Source organism: Vagococcus fluvialis, assembly GCF_003337315.1.
GTDB classification, from domain to species: domain Bacteria; phylum Bacillota; class Bacilli; order Lactobacillales; family Vagococcaceae; genus Vagococcus; species Vagococcus fluvialis.
The window spans coordinates 1-24,330 of sequence record NZ_QPJV01000005.1; the positions used below are offsets into that span (position 1 = coordinate 1).

18 protein-coding genes are annotated in these 24,330 nt (G+C 29.4%); 3 read left to right on the plus strand and 15 right to left on the minus strand.

Translation table 11 applies throughout. The annotated features are described in order from the left end of the window. Positions 1-127 precede the first annotated feature (127 nt). From DFR54_RS06275 to DFR54_RS06340, 14 genes are all read right to left on the minus strand, one after another. Positions 128-2,629: a glycosyltransferase gene (locus tag DFR54_RS06275; protein WP_114289503.1), complete on the minus strand. Its 2,502-nt coding sequence runs from the start codon at positions 2,627-2,629 to the stop codon at positions 128-130. A 70-nt stretch (positions 2,630-2,699) separates the two neighbouring features. Further along, on the minus strand, positions 2,700-4,214 hold the full coding sequence (locus tag DFR54_RS06280) for a DUF2142 domain-containing protein (protein WP_114289504.1): 1,515 nt from the start codon (positions 4,212-4,214) through the stop codon (positions 2,700-2,702). A 34-nt stretch (positions 4,215-4,248) separates the two neighbouring features. Next, positions 4,249-5,826: a peptide chain release factor 3 gene (locus DFR54_RS06285; RefSeq protein WP_114289505.1), complete on the minus strand. Its 1,578-nt coding sequence runs from the start codon at positions 5,824-5,826 to the stop codon at positions 4,249-4,251. A 114-nt stretch (positions 5,827-5,940) separates the two neighbouring features. Continuing rightward, positions 5,941-6,282 (minus strand): SGNH/GDSL hydrolase family protein, encoded by a 342-nt coding sequence (locus DFR54_RS06290; protein WP_114289506.1) that lies wholly within the window; start codon positions 6,280-6,282, stop codon positions 5,941-5,943. Beyond that, entirely contained in the window at positions 6,266-6,715 is a 450-nt protein-coding gene (locus tag DFR54_RS06295; RefSeq protein ID WP_114289507.1) for an SGNH/GDSL hydrolase family protein, read from the minus strand. Before DFR54_RS06295 ends, DFR54_RS06290 begins: the two co-directional genes overlap by 17 nt. A 146-nt stretch (positions 6,716-6,861) precedes the next feature. Further along, positions 6,862-7,065, minus strand: a complete 204-nt coding sequence (locus DFR54_RS13375; protein ID WP_249033374.1) for an EamA family transporter — start codon at positions 7,063-7,065, stop codon at positions 6,862-6,864. 141 nt (positions 7,066-7,206) lie between these two features. Beyond that, positions 7,207-7,548, minus strand: a complete 342-nt coding sequence (locus DFR54_RS06305) for a DUF2304 domain-containing protein (protein ID WP_249033375.1) — start codon at positions 7,546-7,548, stop codon at positions 7,207-7,209. Further along, on the minus strand, positions 7,548-8,261 hold the full coding sequence (locus tag DFR54_RS06310) for a glycosyltransferase family 2 protein (RefSeq protein ID WP_114289509.1): 714 nt from the start codon (positions 8,259-8,261) through the stop codon (positions 7,548-7,550). The genes DFR54_RS06305 and DFR54_RS06310 overlap by 1 nt, the downstream gene beginning before the upstream one ends. A 170-nt stretch (positions 8,262-8,431) precedes the next feature. Continuing rightward, entirely contained in the window at positions 8,432-9,382 is a 951-nt protein-coding gene (locus DFR54_RS06315; protein ID WP_086341392.1) for a glycosyltransferase family 2 protein, read from the minus strand. A gap of 51 nt (positions 9,383-9,433) precedes the next feature. After that, positions 9,434-10,843, minus strand: a complete 1,410-nt coding sequence (locus tag DFR54_RS06320) for a DUF6056 family protein (RefSeq protein ID WP_114289510.1) — start codon at positions 10,841-10,843, stop codon at positions 9,434-9,436. A gap of 96 nt (positions 10,844-10,939) precedes the next feature. After that, complete coding sequence (locus tag DFR54_RS06325) at positions 10,940-13,909, minus strand: GW dipeptide domain-containing protein (protein WP_114289511.1); 2,970 nt, start codon at positions 13,907-13,909, stop codon at positions 10,940-10,942. A 16-nt stretch (positions 13,910-13,925) separates the two neighbouring features. Next, positions 13,926-17,036, minus strand: coding sequence for a GW dipeptide domain-containing protein (locus DFR54_RS06330; protein ID WP_114289512.1), 3,111 nt, complete (start codon positions 17,034-17,036; stop codon positions 13,926-13,928). Between the two features lie 194 nt (positions 17,037-17,230). Further along, positions 17,231-18,610 (minus strand): hemolysin family protein, encoded by a 1,380-nt coding sequence (locus tag DFR54_RS06335; protein ID WP_114289513.1) that lies wholly within the window; start codon positions 18,608-18,610, stop codon positions 17,231-17,233. Positions 18,611-18,705: 95 nt separating this feature from the next. Then, entirely contained in the window at positions 18,706-19,830 is a 1,125-nt protein-coding gene (locus DFR54_RS06340; RefSeq protein WP_114289514.1) for an AI-2E family transporter, read from the minus strand. Positions 19,831-19,964: 134 nt separating this feature from the next. Between DFR54_RS06340 and DFR54_RS06345 the strand changes: the two genes are divergently transcribed. The 3 genes from DFR54_RS06345 (at position 19,965) to DFR54_RS06355 (ending at position 23,637) form a co-directional block, all read left to right on the plus strand. Next, entirely contained in the window at positions 19,965-20,399 is a 435-nt protein-coding gene (locus DFR54_RS06345; RefSeq protein ID WP_114289515.1) for a GNAT family N-acetyltransferase, read from the plus strand. Between the two features lie 19 nt (positions 20,400-20,418). Next, complete coding sequence (locus DFR54_RS06350; protein WP_114289516.1) at positions 20,419-21,540, plus strand: hypothetical protein; 1,122 nt, start codon at positions 20,419-20,421, stop codon at positions 21,538-21,540. Between the two features lie 114 nt (positions 21,541-21,654). Next, positions 21,655-23,637, plus strand: coding sequence for a CDP-glycerol glycerophosphotransferase family protein (locus DFR54_RS06355; protein WP_114289517.1), 1,983 nt, complete (start codon positions 21,655-21,657; stop codon positions 23,635-23,637). A 51-nt stretch (positions 23,638-23,688) separates the two neighbouring features. Here DFR54_RS06355 and ntdP read toward each other — a convergent pair whose 3' ends face one another. Further along, positions 23,689-24,225, minus strand: coding sequence for a nucleoside tri-diphosphate phosphatase (ntdP, locus tag DFR54_RS06360; protein WP_086341388.1), 537 nt, complete (start codon positions 24,223-24,225; stop codon positions 23,689-23,691). Between the last annotated feature and the right edge of the window lie 105 nt (positions 24,226-24,330).

Consider the following 24,330-nt stretch of genomic DNA (forward strand, 5'->3'; position numbering starts at 1 on the left):
GCCTTATTAAAATTAAATAACTAAAAAAGATGATAAATCTGAGAGTAATCTCAAGTTTATCATCTTATATATCCGACTCATCAGTCCGATTTGACGAAGAGCCGTTATGACTACATGCTTTTTTAGTTTATTTTAATAAATTCTCAAACTGAGAATAAGCTTTTGCATTATACTCTTTATAATCAAAATTATCTGCTTTAATTTTTCCATCGATAAATCTTTCAAATCCCTCAACAATACCATCAATTGTACAAGGTACCAATAAATCTTGTTCACTATTTTCTAATACTGACCTAATTCCTGATACATTAGTTCCTATTACAGGTACACCCAAAATTTGTGATTCAATAATCGATAAACCTTGACCTTCATAATTAGAAAATAAAACAAAACAATCACATTGTTTAACAAAATAAAATGGATTATTTAAATGATTATAGAAAAAGACACTATCAGATAAAGATTTTTCTAGTACTAATTTATTTAAATTTCTTTTCTCAGGTCCGCTACCAATTAAATGTAGTTTTGCTTGAGGATATTTCTTCACAATTTCAGCAAAAGCAATGATAGTATTACTATGATTTTTCTCAGGAGATAATCTTGCAACTGTTACAAAATTGATGTCTTCTTGATTTAATTTCGGCACATAAGAAAATGTCTCTATCTTATCCTCATCAGTTTTATCTACTAATATTTTATCTGGCATTGTATAAATTTTATTAATATCTCGAATATGAGAAACATTTTCTAAAATTGCTTCCCCATCAATCGTATTCTCGCAATAATACATTTTTGATGTATTTAAATTAGGTTGGACTTTTTTTATTTCAATCTTATTCTGTTCATTAACAGATTCTGACACTGACACAATTTTATCAAAATGATTATATAAACTAAAAATTACTTTTAAATTCCATTTATGAATAAATCTATTATTAACAACTTTATCATACTCAGCTTTCATCAAATTATGTAAAAACACAATTTTTTTACTATCATTTGATAGTGCAAAGAAACTATTCATAGCTTTATTATAACCACCAAAATCAATATAGTAATCTGGCTTTAAATTTCCTAATGTTCTATATCTATCAAGCGTATTATATCTTTTCAATCGTTTTTCGTTAACAAATCTTCCACCTAATCCTCGTCTCATTAAAAGTTTATTCGAAATTCCATCTAAAAATGAATGAGGTACTTGTCCAAATTTAAAAATTATCTTTACATTTTTATTTAATCTAGCTAAATTTTTTGTTTTTACTTCACTGGCAGCATTAGGGTACTCTAAAATTATAACTTCATATTTCTCATAATCAATTGAATTAGATAAATTAATCAAAGAACTAGTTATTCCATTATTATAAAAACCACCACCATAGAATAATAATATTTCTTTATCACTTGTAAAGTTTAGCTCTTCAGTATCAATTGAATTTTCCTCAAAAATAATATTAATAATACGTTCTGAGGCAGTTCCGTTATCTAAATAACAAAATTTATCTAAGTATTTTTTTATTTTTTCTTTATGAATACTTAAATAAATTTCATAATCACTTGCAATTCCTTTTGATAGATCAGGAATATTATAATAAACTTCTCCTGGTAAACCTTCAATATCTAAATACAAACCTCGAGTATTTTGGTAATACTCTAAATCCTCCATGTAGAAATAAATGGGTTTTTCAAAAGGAAGAAAATCAAAAAATATCGAAGAGTAATCAGTGATTAAAGCATCAATTGTTGTTAAGTATTCATTAGTATCTACCCAATCAGGTACAACTTTATCTTCTAAACCAAATGAGACAAATTTTTCATAAATAAAATAATGAGATTTTAATAAAATAACAGTGTCATCTGAAACTGAGTTTTGTAACAACTCCAATTGTTTTACTAACTCATAGACATCTTCATCCGTAGTTTCATCTACACCTTTTTTCCATGTTGGAGCATATAGAATATATTTTTTTTTAAAATCTAACCCATATTTTTTTTTCATTTCTAATGAATTTTTTTTGTTAAGATCCATTCTAGGATTACCAGTATCAAAAACTTTCCCTGGAAAAATCCCATTTAAATGATGCGAGGTTAACAGCTTATCAGCTGTAAATTTATTAGGCATCATTAAATAATCAGTTGCTAATAGGTTTCTTTGTATATTCTTATGATCATTCTGTCCATGACTAATAATATCTAACCCTAAAGTTTTCAAAGGGGTTCCATGCCAAGTATTAATATAAACTTGACTTGGTTGTTTAATAAAATATGGCATAAAAGAAGTGTCATTAAATAAGTACTTTGCCGTTGCTAAAATTTTAAAATATTGACGGCTTTCATATTCAACTAAAATAGTATTAGAATTTTTTTTAATTTCATTCAATAGTGGACTAGTTTTTGTATAAACCCAATATTTTTTCATATTGGGTTTCTTTTTGCATAATTCTTCAAATAATGCATAAATATTTCCAGTAGTAGATACAGCATGATAGCTCTCAAATAAAGCAGCATTTTTATCTAAATTATTTGATGCTACCTTTCTGTAATAATAACTAGTATCTCTCGTTGCTTTAGTCACTTCATCGCTAAAAACAAGAGTAGAAAAATCTAAAATATTTTTTATTTTTTGACTCATATTATAAGCTCCTATTCTATTTTTTTATAGGTTCTTAACTATTATTATACTTTTAAATTGTGGGCATTTATTAATAATACACGCCAATTCTTGAAGCTAAGGTCCATATTAGTAATAAGAACGAGACAACTTGTAATGTATTAATTGTGTAGCTATTTTCTTTAACTTCACCTATATATTTTGAAAAATTTAAAGCTATAGGTAAGATCAGAACAACTCCTGCAAAATAACGACCTTGTACACCTAAAACATGTCCTAAACCAACTGTAGTCCAAGTTAAGTACATTGATAGATAAATAAATACTGTAATTATTAATGAGATTACTATTACACCAAACTTAGTCCACTTACTTACTTTATCTATATCTTTCATCGGAAATCCAAATACTATTCCTATACAAATTAAATTGACTAAAGCTAGTGTATTTGATACTTGATAATCCCATGCAAACGCTGTTAACTGCTTATACTTTCCAATAGTGTTAAACATACCTGTGGATATGATTCCTAATGCTTCTTTTTTATTTTCTAGCATGAATTTAACTTGTTCTTTCACATCTACATTTTCAGCAGTTGGAACAATACCTTCTATCTGTAGGTAAGTTTTAAACCAAAATGCTGATACTGCAATCACTAACAAAATTCCACCTATCATCACAAAATAAGTTTTTCTACTATCAAACTTTTTGAAAGGTATAAAGAAGATTAAGCCTGCCAAAACAATATATGGTAATTTAGTAAACGCCATCAACACACACAACAATGTATAGATAACTATATCCTTCATCACTACTTTTTCATTTTCATTCTGAATCATTTTGAAAAAGAGTGCTACTACTATTAATAATAAACCATAGCTAATAGCATCTTGATTAAAAGAACCACTGACATAAACCATTAAAGGTTGCAGTGCAAAAAATGCCATAATATGTTTCCATTTCCCAGATAATTTTACAGCTAAATATGCACATAGAGCATAAAAAATTGCATTGAATATCCTTCCTAGATAAAACATAACTCCTAAATTATTATTAGAAATAATTTTACCAATCATATAACCTAAAGTACTTGGTAAATAAGCAATTGTTCCATAAGCACTTGTTACATTTACCCTAAATTGCTCTTCTTTTTCTGGATTATGCTTATAATTCCATAGTTCAGTTTCAAATGTATTTGGTAATACTTCTTTTCTCCGTGAAGTATATCTTGAAATCTCTTCTAATTTATTAACATCTTTAGAGACAAACTGATTATCTCTTTCATTTGTTAAATAAAAATTGCCCTCAGAAATATGTACCACCCTAGTAAAATGAGCTGGTTCATCCCAGACTTCATAAATTGGTGACATTACAGAAAATAAAATTCCAAAAGTCATACTAATCAATAATACATTTTTTTCAATTTTTTCATTCCAAAAGAAAATTATTAAAAATACAATTAATGACACAAATAAAACTGCTTTTTTAGGAATACCAATAAATTGCTTTTCAGCTATTAATATAAATGAAGTAAATAAGAAAGCGAAAACATATAATTTTTTTCTGTTCATTACTCTTTCATTAAATAACTTAACAACACTATCCATTTAATTCTCCAATCCGATAATTTCTTAATTTTTATTATAGTAACGTTTTAAGTTCCACTTCTGGATACTTATCAGCAAACCAACGCATTGCAAATTGATTTTCAAATAAGAATAATGGTTGATCAAATCTATCTTTAGCTAAAATATTTCGACTTGAGCTCATTTTCTCATCTAATTGCTCTGGGTCAATCCAACGAGCGATTTTACTTCCCATAGGCTCCATAATGACTTCTGTATTATACTCGCCTTGCATACGGTGTTTAAACACTTCAAATTGAAGTTGCCCTACAGCACCAATGATAAAATCTTCTGTTAAGTAAGTTTTGTAAAGCTGAATAGCTCCCTCTTGAACTAACTGATATAGACCTTTATAGAATGATTTTTGTTTCATCACATTTTTAGCTGTTACTCTCATAAATAATTCTGGAGTAAATGAAGGTAATTCTTCAAACTCTATTTTTTCTTTTCCAGTAAAAATAGTATCTCCAATTTGGTAGCTACCTGTATCATAAAGACCGATGATATCACCTGCTACAGCTTCTTCTACTTGTTCACGAGAGTCTGCCATAAACTGAGTTGAGTTGTTTAATTTAATTTTTTTATTATCACGAGATAACTTCACATCCATACCGCGCTCAAATGAACCTGAACAAATACGGACAAAAGCAATACGGTCACGGTGAGCAGGATTCATATTAGCTTGGATTTTAAAGACAAATCCTGAAAAATCTTCACTATATGGACTAACTTCGCCATCTTCTTTTGTTTTATGAGCAGATGGTGCTGGAGCAAATTGTAAAAATGTTTCTAAAAATGTTTGCACACCAAAGTTAGTTAAAGCTGAACCAAAGAATACTGGAGTTAATTCACCTTTAGCAATTTTTTCTTCTGAAAATTCATTTCCTGCTTCAAGTAAAAGCTCAACGTCTTCTTGAACTTGATCAAAAATTGATAATTCTTTTAATGGATGATCCATCTCTAATTCCATATTGTCATTTAATGGTAAGAATTTTTCACCATCAAATCTTTCAGGGCGATGAACTTCAACACGCTTATTAAAGGTGTCATATAATCCTTCAAATCCTTTTCCCATACCAATCGGCCAGTTCATTGGATAAGAATCAATTTCTAAGACTTCTTCTAATTCTTCTAATAAATCTAATGGTTCACGACCATCTCTATCTAGTTTATTAATGAACGTAAAAATAGGAATACCACGCATACGACAAACTTGGAAAAGTTTTTTCGTTTGTGCTTCAATCCCTTTTGCACTATCAATAACCATGACAGCACTATCTACTGCCATTAAAGTACGATATGTATCTTCTGAAAAATCCTCATGTCCTGGCGTGTCTAAGATATTGACACGTTTATCATCAAAATCAAATTGCATCACTGAACTTGTTACCGATATTCCTCTTTGTTTTTCAATATCCATCCAGTCAGATTTTGCAAAGTTTCCTGTTTTTTTCCCTTTTACAGTACCAGCACTACGAATAGCACCACCAAATAAAAGTAATTGTTCTGTAATTGTTGTTTTCCCAGCATCCGGATGGGAAATAATCGCAAAAGTTCTTCTACGATCGACTTCATGTTGTTGGTTAAAACCCATAATATTCTCCTTAACTAATCCTTTATTTATCTAAAGTTACTTGTTATCAAAACATTGTTAATTATAGCATGATACATACATAATGTGAATGTATCACTTTGTTTCTATTAAAAGCTAGTTGATATTTTCCAATTCAACTAGCTTTCTATCTAAAATTTTCATTCGTCTAACTTCATCAATTGATTCCTTTATTTTATTACCAATAATTTCCATACCAAAATTATTGGGGTGAAGTCCATCATACAATAAAAAATTAGCACTTGATTCATTTATTTCCAAGTCATTGTACATGTCAACGAAATAAAGATTCTTTTTTTCACTTAACTTTTCTAAATCAGATATAAATTCTTCCATTTCAGTAGGTAATCTGTTTTCTCTTGATGAGTAAATTGGGCTACATAAAATAATATCTGCATTTGGGTTGTTTAATCGTAAATAGTCAATAATTAGATTTATTGCCCCCTAATGTTGTATACGAATCCTGACTGTCTACTGAACCTAAAGGCATGTTCGTTCCAATATCATTAGTTCCGCCAAATAATATAATGGTATCTAAATTAGAAAAATTAACTGCTTTATTAATAACTGTCTCCTGGTAGATGGATTTAACTTTTCCTGATGAGTTTTGTTTTTGACTATATGTTCCTCCATATACACCATAACTAAAAACAGTTGCACCTGTTTCTCTTAAAACTTGCTGATATCCTACTATACTTTCAACACCTGAAACTTTATTACCATCCAACCAAGTTATAGAATCTCCTAAGGTTAAGATAGACATATCATTCATTGAAGAAATACTAGTTTCTTGATTGTTAGTCTCTACATAGTCTTCAGCTTCATTTTTATTTACAAATAATTCTATTACAAGTAATGATAGTGAAAACACAGCTATCACACCAATAACAATATATCTATTTTTTTCTTAAACATTTTTTCACCATCTTTGTACATCTTCACTTATTTTTACCTAGTCAAACTAATAAAAACACTTTATTAAAGCTAGAAAATACTAACTTTAACAAAGTGTATAATTTATCCTTTGTTGATTAATAACGTACCACCGAGTATCATGACAATGCCAATAATACCGTACACATTAATACTTTCCTTAAGAACAACCATCGATCCTACTAAAATCAAAACATTTGTAAGTCCTAGTCCAAGAGGTACTATATAACTTACATCTGATTTTGAAATAATAATCATCCATAAAATAAAGCTAATCAAGTAGCACATTAGACCTAAAATACTCATCATAGGGAAATTCATGTTAAGTTGGTTGCTTACCATTTTGATTGATAGTTCGGCAGAACCTAATTTAAATAGTATAATTCCTGATGACGATAAAATGACATATACTAAAAATAATATCATATTCTATTTTTCCTTTCTTTCTACTTTTTCTTTTAAAATTGATAATTCTTGTACTAGTCTTTTAATATCATGACTTTGCTTAGTTATATGCTTAGTAAAAATAATCAATTGTACCAAACTAAACAGTACTGCCATCACTAATAAAAAATTAGACATTGTTTCAAATCCTAATAAATCAGAAAAATATTCTGGAATACCAGGAAATAATGAAAAAATAATCATAACAACGCCTGTACCTAACCACATTAGCGAATGCTCTAAGGTAAATGTTGATGAATTTATTAATTTGATAATCAATACTAAAAAAGCTACAGATAAAACAATCATTGAAATAGATAATACCATTATTTTAGCCTCCTATTTGAAAGTAATAAAATGGAAGTTAATACTTCAATCATATATCGTACTGATTTAATTGGAGTTATCGAAGAACTACCTTCTAAACGTTCAAACATATTAACACCAACTTCATCTACCCTGAAGCCTTTTTTTATTAATATCGCATTTGTTTCAGGCTCAGGATATTTTTTAGGATAATTATAGGCAAAATACTCTATCACCTTTTTATTACCTGCTCTATATCCAGAAGTCACATCCATTAATGTTCTACCTGATTTCAGTTTAATAAATAAAGATATCAAATTAATACCCATTCTTCTTGAGAATGACGTTTTAAATAATGATGGTGAACCTTCTACAAACCTAGAACCAATTGTAAAATCATATTCATCAGCAATTATTGGCGTAACTAGCGCTTCAATTGATTTAATATCATGTTGTCCATCACCATCAAATTGAACAGCGATATCATAATCATTGTCGTATGCATACAGATAGCCAGTTTGGACTGCTCCACCAATACCTAAATTTTCAATTAAATGAACAGCATTCAAATCATTTGCTTTAATTATTTCTTTTGTTTTATCTGTTGATCCATCATTTATGACAACATAATCCAATTCGAATGGAACTTCATTTTTAAAAGACTCTATACTCTGAGTTGTTTTTAGAATACTACCTTCTTCATTATAAGCAGGTATTATCATCAAGACTTTCATTTTCTCTTCTCCTTAAGTCATGATTATAATTAATTAATATTTAATTACAAAACAAATACAAATTAGATATATCATGATATATAACGTTCTTATCATATCATAAATCTCAGTAATTCTACACCGATTTTTTCCGATACTTAACAAAAAGCAGGAGTGTGCACTCCTGCTTTTCAATCCTTATCATCTATTTGATTAGTATAATATTCTTGGATTAAGTAAGGAGGACGATTTTTTACTTCAGTATAAATTTTCCCTATATACTCACCCATAATTCCTTGAAAAATCAATTGAGAACCACTTAAAAATAGGATTAAAACTGTTAACGTAGGAAATCCTGGTGTTGTACTACCAACAAGTAACGTTTTTATCAATATATAAATCATATAAATAAATGACATCAGAGAAATAATAATCCCACTATAAAAAGACAATCTTAAAGCTACCTTAGAATCAGAAACAATTCCATCAATTGCTAATTGAATAAGACTCTTTAGTTTCCACTTTGTTTGTCCTGCAAAACGTTCATTTGATTCAAACTCTACTTCTTTTTTCTTAAAGCCTATCCACATATACATACTTTTAGTATATCTTTGACTCTCGCGAATCTTTACCATACTATCGATACAAACACGGTCTAGTAATCTAAAATCTCCAACTGCTGGTAAAACAGGGATTTGAGAAAAATTGCCTAAAATTTTGTAATAAAGTTCAGAAGTTTTCTTTTTGAAAAAACTTTCTCCCTCTCTAGTTACTCTTTTTCCATAAACATCTTGATATCCATTTTCCCATTCTTTAATCATTTGAGGTATTGTTGCTGGTGGATGTTGTAAGTCCGCATCCATCATTATTATTGCATCACCCTTGCAATAATCAAATCCAGCAAGCATGGCCACTTCTTTTCCAAAATTTCTTGAAAGATCTACAAATGAAATTCTCTCATCGGATTTCGCTAACTCTTTAACAATATCAAGAGAATTATCTATACTACCATCATTAATAAATAAGAACTCAAAATTATACTTATTAATAAATTGTTCCGACAATATATTCAATTGTCTATGCAATTCTTTAATATTTTCACTTTCATTATACATTGGTATACAAAAAGTAATTAATTTCATATTCTTACCTCCTATACTACTTTATTATTCACTACTTTATTATTCACTATTTTAATTATTAGTTTGTAACCATGGCAGTGGCATTCCACGATTAACAACTTTTATTTCTAAGTCTTTAGAAATATTATAAAAATCTTTGTATTCAGTTTCTCTAACACCTGGATTAATTCCATCAAGATATTGTCCTAAAAATGGAAATGGCAGTTTTCTAACTTCTACAACTTTTGTACCTTCTTCTTGAGCTGTTTTTATTTGATTAAGTCTTCTACTATTTTCAAATCCATTTATTCCATATAAAACAATATAAAATAAAGCAACTGATATCATAATTTTTTTTGTCATCTGATTTAAAACATTAATTGATTTTATATTTGGTTCCAGTTCAGTCCAAAGTATACCTAATGAAATTCCTAACATCAAATAACTCAATAACACATTTCTTGGACCGAAAGGAGTTACTATTAAGAACGGAGCAACCATAATTATTGCTGAAAATAGAAATACCAAATAAAGTTCTCTATTATTTCCATCTAAATATTTTACACCTACATATATTAAAATGAAAAAGAATAATACAATCATTCCTAATTCTGCTATGAGCATATATAAAGGTTGTTGATGATATGTAACACCTAAGTGATTTCGAATAATAAAATAGATATTAAAGAAAACTAAGTATCCACCTAAGTATTTATTCTTCTTTAATAAAAAGTAAATTACTACCGAGAATAATGCCATTAAAATAAAATTATCCTTGATGACTAACTCAGACCAATCCTGTAATAAATGCTTAAATAATTCTCCAAAGTATACATTAGTTAATCCTCTAGATGAGTCTGAATGGTATGCTGCATTCTGCATCATTATCCAAAAACCAATTAATGCCCCACTTAACCAAGCAATTGAAGGTACAATTTTCTTTTTGTCTATGAAAAAACTAACCAAAAGTATTAGTCCGCTAATAATAATATTAGCAGTTGATACATTTTCCGCAAAAAATTGGCTGCCAAATGACAGTATAAAAATACTAATTGAAACAAACCACCTAGATTCAACTTTATAAATTAAAAAGAAGATCGTTAATACTATTAAAGATGACACATTGTAATTAGCAAAACCTGAAAACCAACCAAAAGTTTGTCTAAAAATGCCAATTGGTATCGCTAGTAAAATTAATATTATATATTGCATCTTCACTTTATCAGATAGTAGTTTAGACATCACAAATGCAATACCTGTATTAATCAATGTATATAAAATTACTCTAAGTATTGTAAATCTTGTGATTGCCATTATTATTATATTACCTAAATATCTGCCATTATATCCTTGGAAGTTATTTGCTAATTGATTCATTCCAGAACTACTTCCCCAAAAAAAGTCATCCCACGATAATGTAACAACTATAGATAGAATAAATACAAAAAAAGCATATATCCAAATAGATTTAATCTTACTCATTTTTTCCTCCTCATAACAAATACTATCTTTCTAATTCTAATGGATATAGAATTAAAAAGATAGTATTTTTATGTAATTTAATTGGGTGATACTAGCTTATTTTTTTATATCTGAAGACTTAATCCAGCCGACCTTTTTAGTATTATTTTGAGTATATTCGCCATAATACCATAATCCGTAACCTGTTTTTGCCGATTTCGATGTTTTAAATTCTTTATTTTTGAATCCTGATGTTGTCCCTATTTTTTTTGTATCTGCTGTATATGGACTATCGTACACTGCACCGTTCTCATTGATAATTGTAAATAAACTATTTTCATTTTTTTCTTCAATAATGCTTTGAGTATCTGTTGATTTTATCCAACCCACTTTTTTTATACCTGATTTTACATATGAAAATTCATACCATTCTCCAAAAGATGTTGTAGATTTAGCTGTTAGATCGATTACTTGACCAGACATTCCTGTTGTCACATCTTGTCTTTTTACGCCTTCTACATAGGGTTTCTCATAAATTGCTCCATTATTGTTCATAATGAATGTTTTATCTGTTATTGGAGTGATAACATTTAAATTATTATCAAGATCTACTGACTTAATCCAGCCGACTTTTTTAGTATTATTTTGAGTGTATTCACCATAATACCACAATCCATAACCTGTTTTAGCTGATTTTGATACTTTAAATTCTTTATTTTTGAATCCTTCTGTTGTTCCTATTTTTTGAGTACTTGCTGTATAAGGGCTATCATAAACAGCTCCTTTTTCATTGATAATTGAAAAAACTTGATTTTCTTTTGCCTCTTCAATGATACTTTGAGTGTCTGTTGATTTTATCCAACCCACTTTTTTTATACCTGATTTGACATATGAAAATTCATACCATTCTCCAAAAAATGTTGTAGATTTAGCTGTTAGATCGATTACTTGACCAGACATTCCTGTTGTCACATCTTGTCTTTTTACGCCTTCTACATAAGGTTTCTCATAGATTGCCCCATTATTATTTATAATAAATGTTTTATCTGATATCGGAGTAGTTACAACTATATTATCAGTTAAGTCAGTTGTATTAATCCAACCTGATTTTTTTTCTTTATCTTGTATATATGTACCAAAATACCATAATCCGTAACCTGTTAAAGCTGATTTAGACACTTTGAATTCTTTATTTTTAAATCCATTTGTTGTTCCTATTTTTTGAGTACTTGCAGTATAAGGTGTATCATATACTGCTCCATTTTCATTAGATATATATAACATTTTATTTTCTTTTTTTTCATCAATGGTGTTCATAGTATCTGTTGATTTTATCCAACCAGTCTTTTTCAAACCTGATTTTACATATGAAAATTTATACCACTCACCAAAAGTTGTATCTGATTTTGCAGTCAAATCAATAACTTGACCATCCATACCAGTTGTTACATCTTGTCTTTTTACACCTTCTACATAGGGTTTCTCATAAATAGCAGCATTTCCATTAATAATAAATGTTTTATCACTAATTGGAGTAATTACTACCAATTCATTAACTAAATCTGTTGATTTTATCCAGCCAGATTTTTTAGTATTATCTTGTTCATAGTTACCAAAATACCATACACCATAACCAGTTTTTGCTGATTTTGATACTTTAAATTCTTTGTTTTTAATATTAGCTGTTGTTCCTATTTTTTTTGTTGTTTCAGTGTAAGGTGTATCATACACTGCTCCATTTTCTAGATTAACATATAATAATTGATCTATTTCTTTTTCTTCAATGATATCTTGAATGTCAGTTGATTTTAACCAACCGACTTTATTTATACCTGCTTTTACGTATGAAAATTGATACCACAAGCCATAACCTGTTTCAGATTGAGCTGTAATATCTATCATTTGATTCAACATACCCTCAGTAGTGTCTTGTCTGATAGTTCCTGAAATGTAAGGTTCGTTATAGATAGCTCCTAAATCATTTACAATAAAGGTCTTCTTAGTAATTGGATAGATATCGTATTTTAAAGGAGTTGAAAAAGTATTTGAGTAATCTATATTTGTATCAAATATTCTATTTTTTTGGCTATCACCTACAAAATGAGTTGAACTTCCCCATTGCCATGCAGATGACTCTTGATGTAGTAAATTATTTTTGGAAGGTGAGTACGGGAACTCTGCTTTCCAAGATGATAAGTCTCCACCTAATCTAGCCATATCTAAAATTGTAGGTGTAAACCAACTTGCCATACTATAATGAACAACTCTCTTAAAGCCAAATTCATTTTCTAACGTAGAAGCAAAATAAATTGAGTTTTCTGTAATTCTTCCGTTATTCATAGTTGATTTTTCAGCATCATTTACCATAACTGTACTACTATCAAGTCCGAAATCCTTAGCAGCTTTAGCAAAAAAACGCGCTTCAACAATTGCCGAGTCTTTGTTCATAAAGTGACTAAAATGGTACGCACTTACCTTTAACCCTGCGGCTTTAGCATTATTAATTTGGTTAGCTGCATTAGGGTTAATATAATTGGTAGACTCTGTTAACTTAACAACAACACCAGTAATTCCTTGTTTCTTCATATTTTGATAGTCAGCTACTGAAATGTTCCCTTGGTGAGAAGAAACATCTACAAAGTCAATTCTAGGAATACTTTGATTATTAGACTCAATTACTCTAGGTTCACTAAAGGAAGCTCTTAGCTGTATCATACTATTAAAGCTACCTAACACATTTTGATTACTTTCATCTATTTCTGGCTGTTCATACTTTTCCATACCTGCTATTTCTTCTGGTTCAGGCTCTATTTCAATCCACTCACCATTAAAGAAAATTAATTCTGCTTCTTTTTCTTTTTTTGTTTCTACTATTTTTTCTACTTTTGAGTCTTCAGAAGATTCTTTACTAATTTCATCTTTATCAGAAAATATTGTCACTTCCATATCTCTAGATTCTTCTGACACATCTATCACTGTATCTTGTGAAGAAGATGTAGAACTAGATGTAATTACTTCTTCTGCCATAACTATGGATGGACTTAATAAAACTGTTAATGATGCATAAATGCTAATTTTCTTTTTCATTTAGATAAATACTCCTTTATTTTGTTAGATCGTTTTCAAAAAAATCTGTTGATTTTATCCAACCTATTTTTCTTAGGTTATTTTTCTTATACTCGGTTTGGAACCATACACCAGACTCTGTTACAGCTCTAGCAGTTACTTGAGATTCTGTATCCTTTAATCCATTTAGATTATCAATTTTTTTAGTAACTCCTGATATAAATGGTGAATCATAAATTGCGCCTATATCTTTATTAATTCTTTTAGTTTCAGTAATTAGTTCATAATCAATATAGTTATCTAAATCCGTTGATTTTATCCAACCTTTTTGGTTATTACTTAATTTTGATTCATACCAAGTTCCATATTTTGTTGTCGCTACTGCACTAACTTCTACTGAATGATTTAGCATATTAGTTAGATTCCCAATTTTTTTGGTCTTTCCTTCTTCGTACGGGCTATCATACAAAGCTCCTAGATTTTTATTAATCAACTTACGTGTATTTAAATCTTTGTAATCAATGTAATTAGCTAAATCTGTGGATTTTACCCAACCATTGATTTCTTTTCCTGAGCTTATTTGACTTATATGATACCAAGTTCCATATCCCGTTGTTGTGACATGATTCAATTCTACAGTTTCATGATAAATAGGTGTTGTTTTTCCTATTTCTTTGGTTTCATTTGGACCTAAATAAGCAGAATCATAAATCACACCATTTTTATTACTAATACTTTTTTGTTCTGCTATTTTTTTATCATCGATTTTATCATCTAAATCTGTGGATTTTATCCAACCTTTTTGATTATTACTTAATTTTGCTTCATACCAAACGCCATATTTTGTTGTTGCTACTGCACTAATTTCTACCGACTGATTTAACATATTGTTTAAATTACCAAGTTTCTTTGTTTTTCCTTCTTCGTATGGGCTATCATACAAAGCTCCTAGATTTTTATTAATCAACTTACGTGTATTTAAATCTTTGTAATCAATGTAATTAGCTAAATCTGTGGATTTTATCCATCCATCTACTTCATTCCCAGAAGTTGTTTTTGTCATATGATACCAAGTTCCATAACCAGTCGTTGTAACATGATCTAATTCTACCGTTTCACGATAGATAGATGTTATTTTACCAATCTCTTTAGTATTATTTGGACCTAAATAAGCAGAATCATAGATGATTCCATTTTTAATAACAACACTCTTTTGTTCAGCTATTTTTTTATCATTTATTTTATCATCTAAATCTGTGGATTTTATCCATCCTTTTTGATTATTACTTAATTTTGATTCGTACCAAGAACCATATTTTGTTGTTGCAACTGCACTAATTTCTACTGACTGATTTAACATATTGTTTAAATTACCAATTTTCTTTGTTTTTCCCTCTACATAAGGTGTGTCATACAATGCCCCAACATTTTTATTAATAATTTTTCTTGTGTTTAATTGATTAAAATCTGTAAACTCTCCTAAATCAGTTTCCTTTACCCAGCCTTCCAAAATATCTGATTCAATCCTATACCAATGGCCATAACCTGTATAAGCTTCCTCAACTGCTTTTAGATTTTCTCCTAAATAAATAGATGTATTACCTATTTTTTTACTTTCTGTAGAACTAGTGTAAGGTGAATCATAAACTACTCCGTTACCTTTATTAACACTAAATTCTCTATTTACTACTCGTTGATCAAGTACTTTTTCTACCTCAGCTGTTTTCAACCATCCTTTTTGATAACGTCCTCCCTCATAAAAACCAACATTATACCACTCACCATATCCAGTTTTTGCCTTTTCAGTAATATCTATCGGCAGTTTTCGTTGATTATTTAAAACTTTTAGCCTCTTCACTCCATTAAAATAAGGTTGTTCATAGAGTGCTGCTGTATTAGTATTTAGTAATAATTTATCTGATTGTTTTTGTCGGTCAATAACATCTACTAATTCAGTTGCCTGTACCCAACCAGAACGTTTTTGACCGTTTTTAGAATAGCTAATTTCTTGCCAAACACCATGTCCATTTTTCACTTCACGTGATACATGAACTTGGTTATGATACATTCCACTCATGGAATCTACTGATTTATCTCCAGTGTTATATGGTCTTGAATAAACTGCTGCATTTGTCTTTTCAACAAATCTTTCATTATTCATTTGTTTATCGTATTGAACAGCATTTTTATCATTTCCTAATTTGAATAAGTATATTTTTGTAAATGGCGTAGCAGACTTTATATTACTTTTGATGTTTTTATCATAAGAATGCCACATCAAATTTTCATTAGAACGACTCCCCCAGAAAAAACCAATATGACAATCATATCCTGGTTTTGTATAATCTGGCTCAAAATAAATAACATCGCCTTTTTCAGCTTTACCACTTGCTAGTAATTCATTAACTGAGTTAAATGCATAATTTTCTGTGTTTGGTCTCAGCGCATCTCTCCAGTTATATGCGTTACAAACATCTCCCCATGCATTTGCCACATTAGTAATTCTTCTTAAATCGCCACCAGCTCTCTGAAAAGCTGTAGCAACAAAACCAGTACAGTTAAAACCTTGTCCATATTTATTAGGGGCTCCATTCGGACTCATACACTGAACACTTGGTACCCATAAGCCTCTAAAAGGAGTACCTAAGTAAAAATTGTCATATTCATGTTTTTGTAACTCACTTAGTAGCTGAGCTTTAGTTATTCCTAAAAATTGAGCAACTCCCATTTTTTGAGCAGCACGACTTGAAAAAGCCTGAATATCTTCAATTCCCTCATGCTCTACTTGATTATAATCTGTATGTTGTTTTAAATATTCTAAAACTTCTTGATACTCTTCTGGAGTTTTTGCTTTCAATGCTAATTCTTCCATATATTTTAACAAATCTTCATTAGTTAATTCTTTTTCTTTTGTCTTAATTTCCTCTATTTCTGAACTAGTCGTGCTTTGAACTGATTCAGTATACCCTTCATTTTCTATAGAAGCACTTGCCATAGTTTCCTTAAAGAGTTCCTCACTCGATTGAATCGTTTCACTAATGACACTATCTTCTTTAACTCTACTTGGTTCAGTTAGTACCTCTGCTGCTGTTAGAGTCATAGGACATACCAACATTCCTATTAATAAAACAACACTTCCTTTTTTCATTACATAACGCCACCTTTAAACTTAATAAGTCATATTATCTCATGAAAGTCGTTACAAAACTATACCTTTTATTCATTTATATAAGAATATATTATGTTTGAAAAGTCATAAAATACAATATAGATTTTTTAAATAATATTTTGTTCTTTTTATTAAGATACAAAAAGAGAGTGATTTCTCACTCTCTTGCATCATTAATCTTCTTTATCTTTTTCTTTATCTGTTAAACCTTTTAATTTACGATATTTATCTTCTTCTGGTTCTTCTTCAATTTCATGAACTTTGACTTTTATTTCTAACAAACGAGTGCCTTCAACTTTATGAGTTGTTAAAGTGACATGTTCTGCATCAATTGTTAAGGTTTCATCTTGTTCTGGAATAACGCCTAAAGCAGTAATTACATATCCTGCCATTGTATCTACGTCATTCATATTTAGAGTAGTACCAAAGATTTCATTAAAATCATCAATTGGCATTTTAGCTTGGATAATATATTCATCCTCACCAATTGTTTCATATAGGCTTTCAACTGTTAATTCATCTGACTCATCATCAATTTCACCAACAATTTCTTCTAATAAATCTTCTAAAGTTACTAAACCTACAACACCACCATACTCATCTAAAAGAATCGCCATATGGTTTTGAGTTCTTTTTAATTCAATTAATAAATCATCAATAAAAATTGTTTCAGGAACAAATAAAGGTTCATGAATCACTTTTAATAAATCAAGGTTTTCAAATCCTGATTTTCTAGCTTCTTTTAATAAGTTTTTTAAATGTAAAATACCAATTACTTTATCTTTATCATCATCATAGACAGGTACACGTGAGAATGGGCTAGATAAGATTTCATCAATGTTCTCAGATGAGTCATGATGAATATCAATCATAAACGCTTCTGTACGAGGAACCATTACTTCACGAGCAAGTGTGGTATCCATATCGAAAATCCCCTTAACCATACCTAACTCATCTTGGTCTAATACACCTTCGTTAGTTAAGATATAAGCCATCTCTTCACGAGTCATTTTTTCATTTTCATCGTCAAATTTCATTGGTGTAATACGGCTAATAAAGTTTGTTGATGCAGATAATAACCAAACAAATGGTTTCATTATCACACTTAAAGCTCTAATTGGGCCCATTACAATGCGAGCAACTTCCTCAGATTTGTTTAAAGCAATTCGTTTTGGATATAGTTCCCCAAATACAATTGAAATATATGTTAATAAAACTAATACAATCAATTGAGAGGCTTGTTTTGCCCAAGTTGCATCACCAAAAAGTGGTGCCAATTTTCTTGCAAATGAGTTAGCTAAAGACGCCCCTTGTAAAAGGGTAACTAAGGTAATACCAACTTGGATAGTTGATAAAAACATACCAGAATCATTTATAAGTCTTAGTAACTTAATAGAAGTTTTATCTCCTTCATCTGCTTTTGCCTCTACTCGGCTTTTGTTAACCGAAACTACGGCCATTTCTGCTGCTGCAAAGAATGCATTTAACAGCGTTAATACTACTAATATAATCACATTGATTAAAATAGACTGACTATCAGGGTCAGCGTTCATAAGCTTGTTCTCTCCTATCATTATTGATGAATTGCCCTTAGACAATTACCAGAAAATCGTATCATAAAACTAGGGTTTTGACAATTACATTGACCTTACTTTTTATCAACAATTTCAACTTCTTCTGTCTTTTTACCTGATTTACTTAATTGCACCATATCAAAGACATATACAAAAATTGTTTTACACACCGCATAAAAAGGAACACCTAAAATCATTCCTAAAAGACCAGCTAAGTTTCCAGCAACAAGTAAGATAATGATAATTGTTAATGGATGGATATCTAGGCTTTTTCCAATGACATTTGGATAAATTATATTACCATCAATTTGTTGAACAATTAGAACAACGATACAAGCAAATACAGCTTTCCACGGATCAGCAAAAACTGTCACAATGACAGCAGGTGCTAAACCAATGTAAGGTCCAATATAAGGAATCATATTAGTAAGACCTGCAATCACTCCAAACAGAAAGGCATAATCTACACCAATAATCATGTAACCTAAACTTGTTCCAACACCAACAAATAAACATTCAATCATTTGACCACTAATATATTTTTCAATGGTTTCACTCATTTTTTTAAGTAAATCAACCATTTCTCCTTTATGTTTTTCAGGGAAATATTTTTGAATCGCTGGAATCATTTTGTGCCCATCTTTTAACATATAAAATAGAATAAAAGGAACTGTTACAATTAACATAACAATACCAGCTATTGAAGAAACAAATGAGCCTATGCTTGAGCTGACTCCGTTAATAGTGGTTTGAACAATATTACCAATAGAGATATTCCATTTATCTAAATACGATTGGAAATCAATATTTTGAAGCATTGGATGATGACTCATTTCATTAGCCCAACTTTCGACTTCCTTAATAAAAGTTGGAGCAGATTTTAATAATGCTGCAATTTGTTTAACCAAACTCGGTATAATTGAAGAAATAGATACGACAACAATACCGACTAATAATAGTAGAACAATTGTTGCGCCCCAAGTTTTACTCACACCTCTTTTTTCTAGAAACGTCACAATCGGTTTGAAACAGTAAAACAAAAATCCAGAAATTAAAATCGGTGAAAACATTGTTGTGAACATTGTTCCTATTGGTTTAAAAATAAAACTAATCTGTGTACCTACTAAAATTAATGTGGCAATCACTAGTAATTCCACTGACCAAAACATTAACTTTGAACGCTTAAATCTATCGAACATCTTATTCCTCCATATAATCTATTTTTAAATTCATACTTTTGTTAATCTAATTACACTATAGTATAATATAAACTGGCAAAAATTGCTTTTATATTTGTCAGTTTATCAACATTTTTGCAAAAGGAGTGTTTCAAATGCTAACCATCAAAGAAACGACTGATTTATCATCACAAACATATACAGATGCTTTAACCATACGTAAAGAAGTCTTTGTCACTGAACAACAAGTGCCTTTAGACCTAGAGATAGAAAACGAAGATGTTTGTATTCACTTTGTTTTATATGATGACAATCAGGCTCAAGCAACTGTTAGACTATTTCCAAAAGAAAACGGCACATACAAAGTTCAACGAATGGCAGTATCTCTTGCCGCTAGAAAAAAAGGGTTTGGCCGTGAGATTATGGTATGTGCTGAAGAATTTGCCAAAAAGAACAACGGTAAAAGAATGATCTTAGGCGCACAAACTCAAGCTATTCCATTTTATGAAAGTTTAGGTTATACAGTTTTTGGAGAAGAATACTTAGATGCTGGCATTAAACATTTTGATATGGAAAAAGAGTTTAGGTAAAAAGAAAAGGAGAAAATAGATGAAAAAAAGATTAGGGATGTTACTTGGAACAACTGCTGTTCTGTTTATGTTAACAGGTTGTGGAAAATCAGCTCAAGATGAGTTTGTTAGTTACATGGAGTCTCAAGTAAAACAAACTGAAGGAACTTATGACTTTAATGTTGCTATTAAAGAATTAGAACTACCTTCTTCACCAGAAACAGCTGGAAACCCAATGGTAAGTATGATGGTTACTCAATTAAAAGATATGTCGATAACAGGTACAATGAAACAAAATACTAAAAAAGACAATGCTTTTGAGCTTGATATGAAAGTTAAAGCCTTAGGTATGGAAGTACCATTTAACATGATTGGTAATTACGGTAAGGAACCTAAAATGTATATGGCAACTGATATCATGGAATACATTATGGGTATTATGAGTTCTATGACTGGTATGGATATGACTGAGGGAACTGATTTTAGTCAATTAAAAGGTAAATATATAGATGTATTTGCAATGGATGAAACAACTGATAAAGCTGCTTGGGCTGACATGGTTAAAGAAATGGAAGCTGCTCAAAAGAATCAAGAAAAATTAAACAAAAAATACATCGACTTTATTAAAGGCTTAGATAAAAAATCATTCACTAAAAAAGATAATGTTATTAGTCATACATTTACTGAAAAAGAATTTACTAACTTAATCAAAACGTTAAGTGAAGATACTGAAACAGATATGAAAGATGTTCAAAATTTATTTAAAGATTTTGAAAAATTCAATGTTGAAATCAAAGTCGATACTAAAAAAGATAAAACAACAGTTACTTTAGATATGGCTCCAAAAGCAGCTGATTCTGAAAATGCTGGTTTCTCTTCAATGGTTTTATTAGTTGAAACAACTTTAAAAGATAAAAAAGCTGACATTGTTCTTCCTAAAAAAGAAAACATCTTAACAAGTGAAGAAATGGAAAAGATATTCCCAAGTTCACCAACAGGAATAGGTACTACTGTTTCTGATGAGGATTTTGCGGCAATGAAGAGTGGCATCCAAAGCACTAAAGATGATATTGATGAAGCAACTAAAAAAGAACTATTAGAAACATATAAACCAGTTTTAACTGAAGAACAATATAAAGAAATTGAAGATATTTTGAAATAATCTTCTATTTGAAGCTAACTATTTTAGTTAGCTTCTTTTTTTGTCTTATAGATATATTGATTCATTTAATTTATACTTATCTTACAATAACAAATAGAAGGAAGGTTAATTCCATTGATTATTGACGTTCAGAACAATACTTTTATAATCAATTTCGAAACAGCTAATTTATCAGAAATAAAATTAGATAGTAAAAACGAAAAAATTTATACAATAGATAATAATCAACTAATCATTACAACTGATGATTTAAAATTTATTACAGATAACCAAAAAGCTTTTGTTAGTATTTCCTATCTTAGCGATGAGGAATGGATTCCATTTAATATTGAAAATACAAAAATGGCATTTAAGACACGCACAGAAATTATTGATAATGAAACCACCTATACATGCTATATAGGTGGTGATAAGAAACTTAAAATTTTCAATGAAGGCTTTATTTCTAATAAAACTATTCTTGAAGATATTATGCTCAACAAAATTGAAAAAATCAATGATTCACTAATTTTTGATCTTAATTTATCAACAAAATATTTCCAACCTACAGTTGTTAATCTTTTTTTGAGAGACAGAAAAACAAAAAAACAACTAATTGTATCTTCATCTGATATACAAGTTAATAATACTCAACTCATTCCAAATTCTTTTGCTATTACTTATGAAAGCCAAACTTCTTTTTCTGTAAATAATAAAGACATTTCTAATTTATTAAATTCTATCTATAACCCTGATGAACCTTTTTTTAATTGGATAGATTTTTATTATAATTTTGAAATTAAAGAGTATACTACCAGTACTTATGCTTTTAGAGTACCAACTAATTTTGTTAAATACTTAGGTGATCTATTTTTCGAAGAACCAAAAAATACAACTTTTTTACTTAAACCTTTTGGAACTGACAATCATTTTTTTTCTTTAAATTATTACATTTATAAAACAAACGAACTAACATATTTTCTTAACAAATTAAAAAGTAATCATTTAAAAACTTCTAAATCACCTAACAAACTTACAATAATAATTGGTGAATATCATAATACAGCTAGAGACAATGGTTTAGCTTTTTTTAAATATCTTGTTAAACACTATAAAAATGAATTTAACATCTATTATGCTATTAAAGAAAACAGCAGTGACTTAAAGAATTTAACTAAATATATAGATTATGTTAGATTTATCGGAAGCTACGAATATACAGATTGTTTTTTAGAGGCTGATGTTATTGTGCATAGTCATTCTTCTTATTATTTATGCCCATTTTCAACCTATGAAGGACTAGAATTATTTAAAGATAAAACTTGTTACTTTATTCAACATGGCATTATCTTACAAAAGGATGTTAGACATCTTTATTATTTTGATAATAATAAATTTCTTAATTACTTTATAACCTCTTCAAAAAGAGAATCTAATTTAATTGAAACTGAATATGCTTTTTCAAGTAATTATATTTTAGAATATGGTTTACCCAGATTTGATAATTTATTTACTTGGAAACAACGTCTTAAAAAAATAAATTTATTCGACAAAAATAAACACTTTTTCGCATTTTTTACTTGGCGAATTAAATTAAATGATTTAACTACTGAAGAATTCAGCAAAACTGAATATTACCAAAATATTATGAAATTAATTAATGATTCTTTTTGGAATGATAATCAACAACTAACACTAACGCTTAGATTACACTCTAATCTTGAAAAATACATTCACTTATTCTCAACTAATAATAAGAATGTTTTTATTTCTACTGAGGATGATGTAAAAAGTATTCAAAATTATATAATCGATTCTGATGTGATGATTACTGATTATTCAAGTGCTGCTTTAGATTTTGCAATCATGAGTAAACCTGTTATCTACTATCTAGGTTTGGCTGAGAACAAAAACGAAGATGAATCATATCAAAAATATTTACCTGGTGAAATTATCGAATCCTATGATAAACTAATTAACTCAATGAAATTATTATCTAATCAAAGAAAAAATCAAACAAAATTTGAGGATAAATTAGATGATATCTACTCCCACAGAGATAATAAAGCTAGTTATCGTTTAGTTGAACATATTAAAAAAAATACAAAAAGAAGCTAGATTTCTCTAGCTTCTTTTTATTATTTTTGTACATGCACGACCTGATAAATATTACTGTCTTCTTGATAATTGTTGATAACGCTCATGCCAGACTTTAATATACTCATCTGAAAAAGGACCTTTTTCATTGTTGATCCAATCCACCAATATTTTGACATTTTCCTTCAATACAAAATCAATCTCATCTGGATAGTTCATCTGTTTACTGTGAGCTTCATACTCATCTACATCAAGCAGACGTTTTTCCCCATCAGGAAAAACTTTGATATCCAAATCATAATCGATGTATTTTAGTGCCTCTTCATCTAAAACATAAGGTGAAGCCAGATTACAATAATAAGAAACGCCCTTATCGCGAATCATTGCAATTATATTGAACCAATATTTTGTATGAAAATACAAAATTGCTGGTTCTCGCGTCACCCAACGTCTACCATCGGATTCAGTCACTAGAGTGTGATCATTCATACCGATAATCGAGCATTCACTGGTTTTTAAAACCATTGTGTCACGCCAAGTTCGATGTAAACTACCGTCATGCTTGTAACTTTGGATTGTTATAAACTCTCCTTCTTTAGGTACACGCATTTCTTGTTACCCTACTTTCTTTGGCGGTTTTCGCCAATTTTTTCGCTAGGGTGTTCATTACACCAATATCACAATTATTATAGCATAACTAAATCAAGATTATCA